Source organism: Streptomyces sp. NPDC003327, assembly GCF_053589515.1.
In genome coordinates this window covers 179,342-193,377 of the sequence record NZ_JBSFSA010000003.1, presented here as the reverse complement: position 1 = coordinate 193,377, position 14,036 = coordinate 179,342, and the positions used below count along the sequence as shown (strand labels likewise).

Genomic DNA, 14,036 nt, shown 5'->3' with positions numbered 1-14,036 from the left:
CCCCCGTCCCTCAGGGGGTCAGGGGGCTTCCTCGGTGACCGTCACGCGCGGCAGCAGCTCCTCGTACGCCGACGCGTCGAACTCCCCGGCCACCGGGGAGAGCACCGTCGCCGCGGAGAGGGCGACCGCGCGGGCGAGCCGCTCGGGCCAGGGGGCGCCGTCGACCAGGCCCGCGAGGAGGCCGGCGACCGCCGAGTCGCCCGCGCCCGTGGGGTTGCCGCGCACGGCGGCGGGCGGCGCCGCCCGCCAGATGCCGTCCGGGGTCGCCGCGAGGAGGCCCTCGGGGCCGAGCGAGGACACCACGGCGTGGGCGCCGCGGCGGCGCGCGTCCCGCGTGGCGCGCCCCGGTTCGCGGGCGCCGGTCAGCCGGGCGAGCTCTTCGGCGTTGGGCTTCACCAGGTCGGGGCGGGCGGCGACGCCGCGGCGCAGCGGTTCGCCGCTGGTGTCGAGGAGGACCGGGACGCCCGCCGCGCGGGCGGTGCGGACGAGGTCCGCGTAGGCGCCGACGTGGATGCCGGGCGGGAGGCTGCCGCAGAGGGCCACCGCGGCGGCGCCGTCGAGGAGCGCGGCGAAGCGCTCGCGGAAAGCGGCCCATTCGGTGGCCGTGACGGTGGGCCCCGGCTCGTTGAGCTGGGTGGTGTCGCCGGTCGAGGCGTCGACGACGGCGACGGTGCGGCGGGTGGCGTCGGCGGTCTCCACGAGCGCGTCGCGGACCGTGGAGTGCGCGGCGAGCCGCTCGCGCAGCAGGGCGCCGGTGGGGCCGCCGGCGAAGCCGGTGGCGACGGTCTCGTACCCGAGGGCGTCGAGGACGCGGGCGACGTTGAGGCCCTTGCCGCCGGGGCGCTCGATGACCTGGGTGACCCGGTGGGAGGCGTGCGGGACGAGCGCGGGGACGCGGTACGTCAGATCCAGCGCCGTGTTGAGGGTGACCGTGAGGATCACCTGTCCACCCCCCGTACTCCCGACCAGATCTGTGGAACGCGGCACGATCATGCCAAAGGAACGGCGGTTGGCCCAGTCCCCGGGCCTTCCGCCGCTCCTGTTCGCCCCGGTCGGACGCGTCCGGGAGGGGTCAGACGCCGTCGGGGGCGACGATCCACTCGCCCTTGCGCATGACCCCCCTGACGTCGAAGGCGGCGTCGAGGACGACGAGGTCGGCGTCCTTGCCGGGCTCCAGGGAGCCGACGCGGTCGTACACGCCGAGCAGCTTCGCCGGGTTGGCGGAGGTGGCCCGGACGACCGACTCGACGGGCAGCCGGTCGACGGTGACGGAGCGCTTGAAGGCGCGGTCCAGGGTGAGGGTGGAGCCGGCGATGGAGTCGCCCTCGACGAGCCGGGCGACGCTGTCCTTCACCTCGACCTCCAGCGTGCCGAGCATGTAGCGGCCGTCGCCGAAGCCGGCGGCGTCCATGGCGTCGGTGATGAGGGCGACGCGCCCGGGGCCCGCGTGGTCGAAGGCGAGCTTCAGGGCGGCGGGGTGCAGATGGGTGCCGTCATTGATGAGCTCGACGGTGACCCGCTCGTCCTCCAGGAGGGCGGCGATCGGGCCGGGTGCGCGGTGGCCGAGCGCGGGCATCGCGTTGTAGAGGTGGGTGGCGACGGTGGCGCCCGCGTCGACGGCCGCCACGGTCTGCTCGTACGTCGCGTCGGTGTGGCCGACGGCGGCGATCACGCCGTGCTCGGCGAGGAGGCGTACGGAGTCGAGGCCGCCCGGCAGCTCGGTGGCGAGGGTGACCATCTTGGCGTGGCCGCGTCCGGCGTCGATCAGCTTGCGGACCTCGGCGGGGTCGGGGTCGCGGAGCAGGGTCGCGTCGTGGGCGCCCTTGCGGCAGGGGGAGATGAAGGGGCCCTCGAAGTGGAGGCCGGCGATCTCGCCCTGCTCGGCGAGTTCGGACAGGAGCCCGGCCCGCTGGACGAGGAAGTCCGTCTCGCCGGTCACGAAGGACGCGACGACGGTGGTGGTGCCGTGCAGGCGGTGGGTGTGGACGCCCTTGAGGACCTCGTCGACGGTGCCGGAGGTGAAGGAGGCGCCGCCGCCGCCGTGGTTGTGCATGTCGACGAAGCCGGGGACGAGCCAGTGGCCGGTCAGGTCGAGGACGGGGGCGTTCTCGGGGGCCGAGCCCGCGATGCGTGCGCCGTCGACGATCACGCGTCCGTTCTCGACCGTTCCGGTGGGCAGCACGACGTGCGCGCCGGCGAGAACCTGGTGATCGGCCATCAGGCGGAAACCTCCGAGTCGAGGGAGAGAAGGTCCCAGGCGAGGAGGCCCGCACCCAGGCATCCGGCGGTGTCCCCGAGGGCCGCCGGGACGATGGCGGGCAGCTTCTGGAACGTGACCCGTTCCTCCACGGCGGCCCGGAGGGGTGTGAACAAGGTTTCCCCGGCCTCGGCGAGACCGCCACCGATGACGAGGGTGCGCGGGTCCAGCAGGGTGAGCGCGGTGACGAGCCCGTCGGCGAGGGCGTCGACGGCGTCCTGCCAGACGCGGGCGGCGGCGGGGTCGCCGGACGCGACGGCCTTGGCGCAGTCGGCGGCGTCGGCGTCCGGGTCGCCGCTCGCCTCGGCCCAGGCCTGGGAGACGGCGGAGGCGGAGGCGTAGCGCTCCAGGCAGCCGCGCTGGCCGCAGGCGCACTCCGCACCGCCGGGGCGGACCACGATGTGGCCGATCTCGCCGGCGCAGCCGTGGGCTCCGGCCTCGATGCGGTCGCCGATACCGATGGCGCCGGCGATGCCGGTGCCGAGGGGGACGAAGAGGAAGCGGTCGGCGCCGTTGCCCGCGCCGATGCGGCCCTCGGCGAGGCCGCCAGTGCGGACGTCGTGGCCGAGGGCGACGGGGATGCCGTCGAGGCGGGTGCTGAGGAGTTCGCGCAGGGGAACGTCGCGCCAGCCGAGGTTGGCGGCGTAGACGGCGATGCCGTTCTCGGCGTCGACGATGCCGGGTACGGCGACTCCGGCCGCGGCGGCGGGCTCGCCGTACCGCTCCTGGCCGAGGGTGCGGAGGTCCTCCGCGAAGCCGAGGATCGTCTCCACGACGGCCTCGGGGCCGCGCTCGCGCCCGGTGGCGCGGCGGGCCTCGTGGAGCAGGGTGCCGTCCGCCCCGACGAGGGCGGCCTTCATGCCGGTGCCGCCCACATCGAGGGCGATGACGTGTCTCACGGGGGACAGTTTGGCGCGCGAAGCACCAAAAGGTCTAGTCCACTGGGCAGGATTGTTGCGCTCGGATACAAATTCGGGGGCGGCCATGGGGTCATCGTCCCCGCCGAGTTGCGGAAGTGATACCCAAGTGGTGTAGACCTCTAACCGGAGTCGGGGCAGACTTGCGGCCCCGGACCGGGCGAACAGCAGCTCAGCATCAGCGCAACGCGGCGTGACCACGCGGCTCGATGCAGCTCAACGACGAGCAAAAGGTGGATGAAGCCGTGGAGCGGCGACGATTTCTTGGACTGACCGCGGCGGTGGCGGCACTGGGCCTGACCGCCACGGTCGCCGGCTGCGACACCCTCGGCGGCGACGACGGCGACGTGACCCTGAAGCTGGTCGCGGCCGACTACGACCTCACCGGCGGCGACACCACGAAGACGTACTGGGCCGACCTCGTCGCCGCCTACCAGGCGCAGCACCCCGGGGTCACCATCGAGGTCCAGATCGAGTCCTGGGACGACGTCGACCGCAAGGTCGCCGAGATGGTGAAGGCCGGACAGGCCCCGGACATCGCCCAGATCGGCGCCTACGCCGACTACGCCTCCGCCGGCCAGCTCTACGCCGCCGACGAACTCCTCTCCATACCCGTCCAGGCCAACTTCCTCGCCCCGCTCGTCGCCGCGGGCGAGACCCGGCGCACTCAGTACGGCATGCCGTTCGTCGCCTCCACCCGCACCCTCTTCTACAACCGGGACCTCTTCGCGCGGGCCGGGGCCAAGCCCCCCACCACCTGGGCCGAGCTCGCCGCCGCCGCCGGGAAGCTGAAGGACGCGGACGTCCCCACGCCCTTCGCGCTGCCCCTCGGGCCCGAGGAGGCCCAGGCCGAGGCCATGATGTGGCTGCTCAGCGGCGGGGGCGGCTGGACCGACGCCAGCGACCGGTACGCCATCGACTCCGACGCCAACATCCGGACCTTCGAGTGGCTGCGCGACGACCTCGTCGGCAAGGGCCTCACGGGCCCCGTCGCCCCCGCCAAGCTCAACCGCAAGGCCGCGTTCGCCGCCTTCGCGCGCGGCGAGGTCGGCATGCTCAACGGCCACCCCTCGCTCCTGAAGGAGGCCGCCAAGCAGGGAGTCGACGTCGGCCAGGTCCCGCTGCCCGGCGCCGACGGCAAGCCCAGGTCCTCCATGGGCGTCGCCGACTGGATCATGGGCTTCAAGCAGAACGGCCACCGCAAGGAGATCGGCGACTTCCTGAACTACCTCTTCAGCGACGGGAACGTCCTGAAGTTCGCCGGGGACAACGACCTGCTGCCCGTCACCGTCAGCGCCTCCACCCGCATGGAGACCGACGCCGAGCACGCCAACCTGCTCGAGTTCCTCAAGGCGCTCCCGGACAGCCAGCTGCCGCCCGTCGGCAAGACGTCCTGGGCCGAGGTCAGCGAGAACATCAAGCGGAACATCGGCAAGGCCGTCGCCCCCGGCGCCCGGACCGCCCAGGTCCTCGGGTCGATCGGACGGGTGGCGACGGCGGCCGAGCAGGCCGAGTGAGCGGGCCGGAGTAATAGGTTGGTCGTATGACCGACGAAGACGGGGCCGAAGGGGCCGAGGCCGGGGCCGAGGGGGCCGAGGGAGCCGACGGGACCCGCGCCGACGAGGCCGCGCGGGAGGACGCGGGCGGGCTCGCCGACGAGGACGGGCTCGCCGACGTGGAGGCCCGCGCCGACGACGGCGGGCTCGGTCCGCAGGAGCGGGCGCTGCTCGCCGTCGAGCGCCGTTCCTGGCCCGGTCCCGGCGCCAAGGAGCGGGCCGTGCGGGAGGGCCTCGGCCTCTCCCCGACCCGTTACTACCAGCTGCTGAACGCCCTGCTCGACGACCCGCGCGCCCTCGCCCACGACCCGGTGACGGTCAACCGGCTCCGGCGCGTCCGCGCCGAGCGCCGCCGGTCCAGGTAGCCCGGGCCCGAAGGGCCCCCGGCGCGGGTGACGGCGGCCACGCTGACTCGGACGGCGGAGCGTGGGTAGGGTCGGTGACATGGTCAGCCTTCCGCAACCGACCACATCCGCCGGCCGCGACGGTCTGGACGCGCTCCTCGCGCGGCCCGGTGAGGCCGTCGTCGCCCTCGACTTCGACGGGACGCTCGCCGAGATCGTCCCCGATCCCGAGCAGGCGCGCGCCCACCCCGGGGCCGTCGCCGCGCTCGCCGCCCTCGCCCCCGAGGTCGCCTCGGTCGCCGTGGTGACCGGCCGCCCCGCCGGGGTCGCCGTCCGGTACGGCGGCTTCGCCGGAGTCCCCGGCCTCGAACACCTCGTCGTCCTCGGCCACTACGGCGCCGAACGCTGGGACGCGGTCACGGGCACCGTCCAGGCCGCCGACCCGCACCCGGGCGTGGCGGCCGTCCGCGCCGAACTCCCCGGCTTCCTCGACCGGGCCGGTGCCTGGCCGGGCGTCTGGATCGAGGAGAAGGGCCGCGCCGTCGCCGTCCACACCCGCCGCGCCCGGGACCCGCAGGCCGCCTTCGAGGCGCTGAAGGGCCCGCTCGGCGAGCTGGCGGCCGCGCACGGCCTGGTCCTGGAGCCCGGGCGCATGGTCCTGGAGCTGCGGCCGCCGGGCATGGACAAGGGCGTCGCCCTCACCTCGTACCTCCGGGAGGTCGGCGCCGGGTCCGTGCTGTACGCGGGCGACGACCTGGGCGACCTGCCCGCCTTCGCCGCCGTCGAGAAGCTCCGCTCCGACGGCACGCCGGGCGTCCTGGTCTGCTCCGGCTCCGCCGAGGTCCCGGAGCTCGCCGGGCGTGCCGACCTCGCCGTCCGGGGCCCGGCGGGCGTGGTCGGGTTCCTCACGGAACTGGCGAGGGCGGTACGGGAGGCCTGAGGCCCCGCCGTACCGCCCCCGAAGCGGTCCTGGCGATCAGTGGGCGGCCGGGTTGGCCACGCTGATCGTCAGGTCGTCCCCGGCGTCACCGGTGACGGTGACCTTCACGCCGTGCCCGGCGACCTTGACGCTTGCCTGCGGCGCCGAGGTGTCGTAGTAGGCGTTCGGGTCGGTGTCGTCGAAGACCGGGATGCCCGGCACGGAGGGGGCGCAGGCCGCCTTCGTCTCGACGGTCTGCTGCTTGCCCTTGCCCGCGAGGACCTCCTTGTGGAGGCAGGTGGCGTCCGTGGCCTCCAGGCCGAAGGTGGCGTCGAAGGGCTGGCGCCGGTTGCTGGGCGCGGTCCCGTCGTCGTACCGGAAGGGCGTCGGGCGGGCGTCCACGGCCATCGCCGAGCCGCCGCCCGGGTGGCTGCTGACGTTGTTGTCGTCGAAGGACCGGTCGACGTACCAGACGAGCATGCCGTTCTGGTACGCGAAGTACTCGACCCAGTCCGGGGCGGTGAGGGGCTTGCTGAACTGGTACGGGCCCTCGGCGAGGAGCGCGTCGGAGCCGACGTACTCGCGGTTCTCCAGGAGGTAGTAGCGGGGCGAGGTGGCCGTCTCGGTGCCGGTGGAGATCTTCCAGCGGCCCTGCGCGGTCCAGCCGTTCGCGCCCTGCTCGACGTCGTCCGAGGCCAGCGTCGCGCCGCCCGCCGTCAGGGTGATGTCGTCGAGGAACGCGCCCGCGAAGTGCACGCCGCCGTCCGTCTGGTAGCGGAAGCGGAACAGCGAGGCCTGGCCGGCGGCGTCGTACGAGAAGCGCAGCGTGGTCCAGCGGTCGGCGGAGGAGCCGTCGACGGCCGCGCCGGCGCGCGCCCAGGTGGCTCCGCCGTCGAGGGAGTACTCGGCGAAGAGGTAGTCGAAGTCGGCCTCGATCTCGTACCAGGCGCTGGCCTTCACGGTGACGCGCGGGGCGGCCGGGACGGAGCGGGTGAGGGACTGGTTGAGGCCGTCCGCCGAGCCGGTCCACCAGGCGTGGGTGCCGGAGGCCGGGGTGGCGTAGGTGGTGCTGCTCGTCTTGTCCGGGAGCGCGACGCGGACCGCCTGGTCCTTGCCGTCGACCTGGAACTGCGCCGGGTTCAGGGTGTACGTGCCGGTGGAGCCGAGCGGCGCGTCGGTGTAGTCGAGCCAGCCGAGGAAGAGCTTCTCCTCGGCGCCCATGAGGCCCGGGTGGGTGCCGATGCCCGCGTTGGCGGCGGCGCCGTGGCCCAGCCAGGAGCCGGAGCTCATCAGGGTCCAGAAGGCGGTGGAGTTCTCGCCGCCGTCGGTGTCGTAGTAGTCCGGCAGGCCGAGGTCGTGGCCGAACTCGTGGCAGAAGACGCCGAGTCCGCCGTTCTCGCCCTCGGTGGTGTAGTCGCCGAGCCAGTACTTGGACTGGCCGATGCGGGCGCCGCCGGCCTTGTTCTGGGTGCCGGCGACGTCGGGGCCGGTGAGGCCGAAGTCGTCGCCGTTCACGTACCAGCGATGGGACCAGATGGCGTCCTCGCCCTGGGCGCCGCCGCCGGCGTCCTCGCCCATGCCGGCGTGGACGGCCTGGAAGTGGTCGATGTAACCGTCGGCCTCGTCGAAGTTGCCGTCGTGGTCCCAGTCGTTGCGGTCCCAGACGTCGAACTGGGCGAGGTACGCGTCGATCTCGGCCGGGGTCTTGCCGGCCGCGATCTGGGCGTTCCACCAGGCGTCGCCGGTGTCCTGGACGAAGGCCCACGAGCCGCCGTTGTCCTCGACGGCGTTGTCGCCGTAGGAGGAGGCGTTGCCGGGGACGCGGACCCAGTCCTCGACGACGTTGGTGACGGAGTAGGCGCCGTTCGACAGGTTCTCGTAGTACGTCTTCATCGACTCGCCGGGGCCGTTGAAGAGGTTCTCGTAGTACGCCTTGTCGAAGTCGGCGGTCCAGGCGTTGGAGTTGTCGACGCTCCGGTCCGGCCGGGGAATCTCGTTGTGGAGGGGGCCGGGGACGGTGCCGAGCTTGCCGGAGCCCTCGGTGCCGAACTCGGAGAGGATCGTGAAGATCTTCTCCTGGCGTACGGCGGTGGTGGTCTCGGTCTCCACGAACTTGCCGGGCGCGACCTCGACGACACCGCGGGCGTTCGCCCGCGCCTTGCCCTTGGCGACGAGGTCGATCGCCCTCTCGCGCAGCTCGGTGCGCTGCTTGGTGAGCGGTCCGGGCCGGTTGTCGGGCCGGTGGGCGCTCGCGCCGGCCGGTGCCGCGTCGTCCCGGGTCTCCTGCGCGGCGGCGGGGGTGAGCCCCGCGGCGAGGAGTGCGGTGAGCGCCGACCCGAGGGTCATGCCCACGACAATCTTTTTCAATTCCGCGATCCCTTCGCTTCGCATGCGGGGCTGTGCCGCATGGTTCGCGTGGTTCCGTACGAGGGTGACGGATCGCCTGGGGGAACGATCGCGCAGAGTCTGACACGCGGAGCCCCCCGAGGAGGAGGGGTCGGGCCGTACGAATACCGACCCCGCACGACCGCTGAGCGCTCACCCGAGCGGGGCGCGCGGGGGCCCCGCCGCTCACCGTGTGCGGCGGGGTCCCGTACCGCGTGGCGTCACGCCCCCTCGCGCAGGGCCTCCAGTTGGCTGAGGAACCAGCGCTGGGGCGGGAGGGCCGTGGCTGCGGCGGCGAGGCGCTCCGTGCGGGCGGCGCGTTCGGCGGGGGGCATCGAGAGGGCCGTGTGGAGGGCCTCGGCGGTCTGGGAGACGTCGAAGGGGTTCACGGTCAGGGCATCGCCCCGCAGCTCCTGGTGGGCGCCCGCGCCGGTCGAGAGGACCAGGGCGCAGCCCTCGTCCGAGACGACGGGTATCTCCTTGGCCACCAGGTTCATGCCGTCGCGCACCGGGTTGACCAGGGCCACGTCCGCGAGGCGGTAGGCCGCGAGGGAGCGGGTGAAGTCGTCCTCCACCGAGACCAGGACCGGCTGCCAGTCGGCGGTGCCGAACTCGGCGTTGATCTCCTCCGCCAGCTCCACCACGGCGGCCGTGTACGAGCGGTAGGACTCCAGGTCCTGGCGCGAGGGGTAGGCCGAGGCCAGGTGGACCACGCGGTCCCGCCACTCCGGGTGGGTGACGAGCAGCTCGCGGTAGGCGAGGAGGCCGCGCAGGATGTTCTTCGACAGTTCGGTCCTGTCGACGCGGACGATGGTCCTGCGGCCGCCGACCTCCTCGCGGAGGCGGGCGAGCCAGTCGTCCACCTCCGGGCGGTGGGCGAGCGCCCGCAGCTCGTCGCCGTCCACGCCCAGCGGGTACGCCCGGACGCGGGTACGGCCCTTCCCGTGGCCGTAGCGGCGCCACTCCACCCCGTGCCAGGGGTCACCGCTCGGCCAGACGCCCTCGGCCGTGCCGGTGGCGTCGTCGCGCTGGGAGCAGCAGCCGATGAAGAACGAGGCCCATCCCCAGGTGTGGAAACCCAGCTCGTCCGCGCCGAGCATGCCCCACACCAGCTCCTCGACGATGTCGTCCGGAACCATCCGCAGGTACTCGGAGGAGACCCACGGCGTGTGGGTGAAGTGCCCGATCCGCAGGTCGGGGCGGAGCTCCCGGAGCATTCCGGGGACCAGGGCCAGGTGGTAGTCCTGCACGAGGACCGCGGCGCCCTCGTCGGCCTCGGCGGCGAGGACCTCGGCGAAGGCGCGGTTGTAGGCGCGGTACGACGCCCAGCGGCGCCGGAAGGCCGCGTCGAAGACGGGCTCGCGCGGCGCGTCGTACAGGTGGTGGTGGAGGAACCAGAGCACCGAGTTGGCGATGCCGTTGTACGCGTCGGCGTACACCTCCGGGTCGATGTCCAGCATCCGGACACCGGGCTCGGCGATCCCGCGCCTGACCGCCTCCCGGTCGCCCTCGCCGAGCGCCGCGCAGACCCACAGGCTGTCCTGCGAGCCGATCGCGCTCAGGCCGGAGATCAGGCCGCCGCCGCCCCTGCGGGAGGCGAGCGACCCGTCCTCGGCGAGCGCGTACGAGACGGGGCCGCGGTTCGATGCGACGAGCACAGATGCCATGGGGCGAACCTAGCCCGTCCCGTAAACGCTCAAACGTACGTATACGGTCGGCGGTCGTACGGATACGGTCAGAGGTCGCGGTCAGAGGTCGCGGCGGCCGCGCATCGCCGCCTTCGCCACGATCCCCGTCCCCGCCAGCGCCGCGCCGAGCCCGCCGAGCAGCCACAGCCGCTCGGCGTTGCCGCCGGTCTCGGCCAGCTCGGGAAGCTCGGCCCGCACCGGTGGCGCCGGGCGGGAGACCGCCGCCGCGGGGGCGGCCGTGGCCAGGGGCAGGGTGAGCGAGAGGGAGCCCACGGTCAGTGCGGCGGCCGCGAGCGCCCGCGAGGCGAGGAGGTCGGCACGAGGCCGTGATCCGATGCGCATGAACATGAAAGGGCAATGTAGGCAAAACGGATCATCGGGCCGGGCTGCGCCACGCCGTCGGCCGCCGCATTACGCCACGCGGCGGCGCGCGCACTCCGCATCACGCCACGCGGCGGCGCGCGTACTCCGCATCACGCCACGCGGCGGCGCGCGTACTCCGCATCACGCCACGCGGCGGCGCGCGTACTCCGCGACCTCCGCCATCGGCGGCCGCTCCTCCGTGTCCACCGCGTACGTCCGCGGCACGAAGCCGTCCTCGCCCCGCTCGAACTGCGTGAGCACCGGCCGCACCAGATGCCCCCGCGACAGCCGCAGCTGCGCCGTCCGGTAGATCGCCGCCGCCATCCGGCCGAGCGCCTGCCCGTCCTGGTGCCGGTGCTTGCGCACCCCCACGTCCACCTGCGCCAGCGCGTCCAGGCCCACCGTGTGCAGCGCGTCGACCAGGAGCCCCAGCTCCACTCCGTAACCGACCGGGAAGGGCAGCCGCTCGAGGAGCGAGCGCCGCGCCGCGTACTCGCCGCCCAGCGGCTGGACGAACCCGGCCAGCTGCGGCCAGTGCAGATTGAGCAGCGGGCGCGCCACCAGCTCCGTCACCCGACCGCCCTGACCAGGGGTGTCGCCGAACGGGCGGTCGTACATCGCCTTGACGAAGTCCACGTCGGGGTCGGTGAGCAGCGGGCCGACGATCCCCGTCACGAAGTCCGCGGAGAAGTCCCGCAGGTCCGCGTCGACGAAGCAGACGACGTCCCCGCTCGTCACCATGAGTGACCGCCACAGGACCTCGCCCTTGCCCGGCACCGCCGGTATCCGCGGGAGCACGTCGTCGCGCGCGACCACCCGCGCCCCGGCGGCCGCCGCCACCTCCGCCGTACGGTCCGTGGAGCCCGAGTCGATCACCACCAGCTCGTCCACGAGCGGCACCGACTCGGTCATCAGCTCGCGCCGGATCACGGTCACGATGTCCCCGACCGTCGCCTCCTCGTTCAGCGCGGGCAGCACCACGCTGACCCGCGTCCCCCGCTTGGCGGCGAGGATCCGCTCCAGCGAACGGTCGGGCAGCGACCAGGACCGCCGGGCCAGCCAGCGCTCCACTTCTTCCAGCAACGTGATCTCCATCTCGCGGATCGGACGACCGTCTCCCACTTCGAGGCCTTCGGTTACAGTCTTGAACAACGCGGATCCCCGATGCATGTCGGGGTGCCGACCGCGTCTCACAATCGAATACCGCTCATCCAGAGGGGCAGAGGGATACGGCCCGTTGAAGCCCCGGCAACCCTCCAGTCGGTTTTCTCGTGCACGCGGGGTCCCCGGCTAGGGAAGGTGCCAAATCCGTCTCGCGGCGAAACGCGTCGTGAGGAAGATGAGGAGAAAGGGCCTCGCCTCCATGGCTGTACAGACTGTCGCACCCGCCACCCCCGTCGACCTCGGTCCCGCTTCCGGGCTCTCCTGTCGCGAATGCGGCGAGGTCTTCGCCCTCGGCCCGATCTTCGCCTGTGAGCTGTGTTTCGGACCGCTCGAAGTCGCCTACGACCTGCCGACCGGCGACCCGGAGGCCCTGCGCAAGCGGATCGAGGCCGGCCCCGCCAACATCTGGCGCTACGCCCCCCTGCTGCCCGTCCCCGCCGACGTCGCCGAGAAGCCGAACCTGAACCCGGGCTGGACCAAGCTCGTCCAGGCCGACAACCTCGCCCGCGCGATCGGCGTCGAGCCCGGCAAGCTCCACGTCAAGGACGACTCCGGCAACCCGACCCACTCCTTCAAGGACCGGGTCGTCGCCCAGGCCATCGAGGCCGCCCGCGCCTTCGGCTTCACCACCCTCTCCTGCTCCTCCACCGGCAACCTGGCCGGCGCCGTCGGCGCCGCCGCCGCCCGCGCCGGCTTCCGCTCCTGCGTGTTCATCCCGCACGACCTGGAGCAGGGCAAGGTCGTCATGGCCGGTGTCTACGGCGGTGACCTCGTCGCCATCGAGGGCAACTACGACGACGTCAACCGCTTCTGCTCGGAGCTCATCGGCGACCCGCTCGGCGAGGGCTGGGGCTTCGTGAACGTCAACCTCCGCCCGTACTACGGCGAGGGCTCCAAGACGCTCGCGTACGAGATCTGCGAGCAGCTCGGCTGGGTCATCCCGGACCAGCTGGTCATCCCGATCGCCTCCGGCTCCCAGCTCACCAAGATCGACAAGGGTCTGCAGGAGCTGATCAAGCTGGGCCTCGTCGAGGACAAGCCGTACAAGATCTTCGGCGCCCAGGCCGAGGGCTGCTCCCCGGTCTCCGCGGCCTTCAAGGCCGGCCACGACGTCGTACGGCCCCAGAAGCCGAACACCATCGCCAAGTCGCTGGCGATCGGCAACCCGGCCGACGGCCCGTACGTCCTGGACATCGCCCGCCGGACGGGCGGCGCCGTGGAGGACGTCAACGACGAGCAGGTCGTCGACGCGATCAAGCTGCTCGCCGAGACCGAGGGCATCTTCGCCGAGACGGCGGGTGGCGTGACCGTGGGCGTGACGAGGAAGCTCGTCGAGGCGGGCCTGATCGACCCGGCGCTCACCACCGTCGTCCTCAACACGGGCGACGGCCTCAAGACCCTGGACGCCGTGGCCGACGGCTCGCAGGCGACCGCCACCATCCGCCCGAGCCTGGACGCGTTCCGCGACGCGGGCCTGGCCCACTGAACGACCACCGAAAGGTTCGTGAACACATGGCCGTGAACGTCCGCATCCCCACCATCCTCCGCACCTACACGGGCGGGCAGTCCGAGGTGAAGGCCGAGGGCGCGACCCTCGCCGAGGTCATCGCGGACCTGGAGAAGAACCACACCGGCATCGCCGCCCGCGTCCTCGACGACCAGGGCAAGCTGCGCCGCTTCGTCAACGTGTACGTGAACGACGACGACGTGCGCTTCGAGCAGGGCCTGGAGACGGCGACCCCGGACGGCGCGGGCGTCTCGATCATTCCCGCCGTCGCCGGCGGCTGCTGATCCGGTCCGGTCCCCTTCTTCCTCTTCTTCCTCGAATTGCCCCTTCCGCGACAATAAGCGGAAGGGGCAATTCTGCATGGTTGAGCGCGGTAGAGTTAGGGAAGTCCCCTCCGCTGCTCATGCCGGGCGCATATGAGAATGCGTCCGCGCGCGACAAGAAGCAGCCAAAGTGTGTGCGCGTTGTGTACCTTCTGCGCCCTTTGCCGGGCCCGACTTGCCCCGGGATTCACGGGAATCGGATGAATTCGCCTTTACGGCCCGCCCAGAATTCTCGCTCGAATGACCTGTTGCAGAGGGCAGTTGGGCAGATACATTCAGCCGCGGTCGACGCGTTCCGGCGCAGGGTCTGACCCGGGTCCGCGAAGTGCGGTCCCGCGCAAGGGCCAGTAATAGGGGAGTTAGGCATGGCTCAGGGCACCGTCAAGTGGTTCAACGCGGAGAAGGGCTACGGCTTCATCGCGGTCGACGGTGGTGCGGATGTTTTCGTCCACTACAGCGCGATCCAGATGGATGGCTACCGCACCCTCGAAGAGGGCCAGCGGGTCGAGTTCGAGATCTCGCAGGGCCAGAAGGGTCCGCAGGCGGACATGGTCAAGCTCGCCGTCTGAGCGCGGCGCGATCGGCCACCGACGCACGCCGTCGAGGGGTCCGC

General features: G+C 72.6%; 13 protein-coding genes and 1 riboswitch. Of the genes, 6 read left to right on the top strand and 7 right to left on the bottom strand.

The window, feature by feature from the left end; genetic code table 11:
* Window positions 1-18: 18 nt before the first annotated feature.
* From ACWDVG_RS04030 to ACWDVG_RS04020, 3 genes are all read right to left on the bottom strand, one after another.
* A complete protein-coding gene (locus tag ACWDVG_RS04030; protein ID WP_451695925.1) occupies window positions 19-942 on the bottom strand; it encodes a 1-phosphofructokinase family hexose kinase in 924 nt (307 codons plus the stop codon).
* 130 nt (window positions 943-1,072) lie between these two features.
* Window positions 1,073-2,218 (bottom strand): N-acetylglucosamine-6-phosphate deacetylase, encoded by a 1,146-nt coding sequence (gene nagA / locus ACWDVG_RS04025; protein WP_451695923.1) that lies wholly within the window; start codon window positions 2,216-2,218, stop codon window positions 1,073-1,075.
* Complete coding sequence (locus ACWDVG_RS04020; protein WP_451695921.1) at window positions 2,218-3,156, bottom strand: ROK family protein; 939 nt, start codon at window positions 3,154-3,156, stop codon at window positions 2,218-2,220. Before ACWDVG_RS04020 ends, nagA begins: the two co-directional genes overlap by 1 nt.
* Window positions 3,157-3,407: 251 nt before the next feature.
* Here ACWDVG_RS04020 and ACWDVG_RS04015 point away from each other — a divergent pair, with 251 nt between their 5' ends.
* The 3 genes from ACWDVG_RS04015 (at window position 3,408) to otsB (ending at window position 6,014) form a co-directional block, all read left to right on the top strand.
* The gene (locus ACWDVG_RS04015) at window positions 3,408-4,691 is read left to right on the top strand and encodes an ABC transporter substrate-binding protein (RefSeq protein ID WP_451695919.1); all 1,284 of its coding nucleotides are present in this window, start codon (window positions 3,408-3,410) and stop codon (window positions 4,689-4,691) included.
* Window positions 4,692-4,849: 158 nt separating this feature from the next.
* Window positions 4,850-5,095, top strand: coding sequence for a DUF3263 domain-containing protein (locus ACWDVG_RS04010; RefSeq protein WP_451696170.1), 246 nt, complete (start codon window positions 4,850-4,852; stop codon window positions 5,093-5,095).
* A gap of 79 nt (window positions 5,096-5,174) precedes the next feature.
* Entirely contained in the window at window positions 5,175-6,014 is an 840-nt protein-coding gene (gene otsB, locus ACWDVG_RS04005; RefSeq protein WP_451695917.1) for a trehalose-phosphatase, read from the top strand.
* 36 nt (window positions 6,015-6,050) lie between these two features.
* Here the strand turns inward: otsB and ACWDVG_RS04000 are convergent, their stop codons facing one another.
* From ACWDVG_RS04000 to ACWDVG_RS03985, 4 genes are all read right to left on the bottom strand, one after another.
* Window positions 6,051-8,339: an immune inhibitor A domain-containing protein gene (locus ACWDVG_RS04000; RefSeq protein ID WP_451695915.1), complete on the bottom strand. Its 2,289-nt coding sequence runs from the start codon at window positions 8,337-8,339 to the stop codon at window positions 6,051-6,053.
* Between the two features lie 260 nt (window positions 8,340-8,599).
* Window positions 8,600-10,045, bottom strand: a complete 1,446-nt coding sequence (locus ACWDVG_RS03995; RefSeq protein WP_451695914.1) for an alpha,alpha-trehalose-phosphate synthase (UDP-forming) — start codon at window positions 10,043-10,045, stop codon at window positions 8,600-8,602.
* 81 nt (window positions 10,046-10,126) lie between these two features.
* On the bottom strand, window positions 10,127-10,414 hold the full coding sequence (locus ACWDVG_RS03990; RefSeq protein WP_451695912.1) for a hypothetical protein: 288 nt from the start codon (window positions 10,412-10,414) through the stop codon (window positions 10,127-10,129).
* A 156-nt stretch (window positions 10,415-10,570) separates the two neighbouring features.
* On the bottom strand, window positions 10,571-11,512 hold the full coding sequence (locus ACWDVG_RS03985; RefSeq protein ID WP_451696168.1) for a glucosyl-3-phosphoglycerate synthase: 942 nt from the start codon (window positions 11,510-11,512) through the stop codon (window positions 10,571-10,573).
* Window positions 11,513-11,633: 121 nt separating this feature from the next.
* A riboswitch (SAM riboswitch) is annotated at window positions 11,634-11,775 on the top strand.
* Here ACWDVG_RS03985 and thrC point away from each other — a divergent pair.
* From thrC to ACWDVG_RS03970, 3 genes are all read left to right on the top strand, one after another.
* Entirely contained in the window at window positions 11,769-13,079 is a 1,311-nt protein-coding gene (gene thrC / locus ACWDVG_RS03980) for a threonine synthase (protein WP_451695910.1), read from the top strand. (Overlaps the previous riboswitch by 7 nt.)
* A gap of 26 nt (window positions 13,080-13,105) precedes the next feature.
* Window positions 13,106-13,384, top strand: a complete 279-nt coding sequence (locus ACWDVG_RS03975; RefSeq protein WP_451695909.1) for a MoaD/ThiS family protein — start codon at window positions 13,106-13,108, stop codon at window positions 13,382-13,384.
* Window positions 13,385-13,788: 404 nt separating this feature from the next.
* Window positions 13,789-13,992 carry a cold-shock protein gene (locus ACWDVG_RS03970; RefSeq protein ID WP_005315736.1) on the top strand — a complete coding sequence of 68 codons (204 nt, stop codon included), beginning with the start codon at window positions 13,789-13,791 and terminating at the stop codon, window positions 13,990-13,992.
* Window positions 13,993-14,036 lie beyond the last annotated feature (44 nt).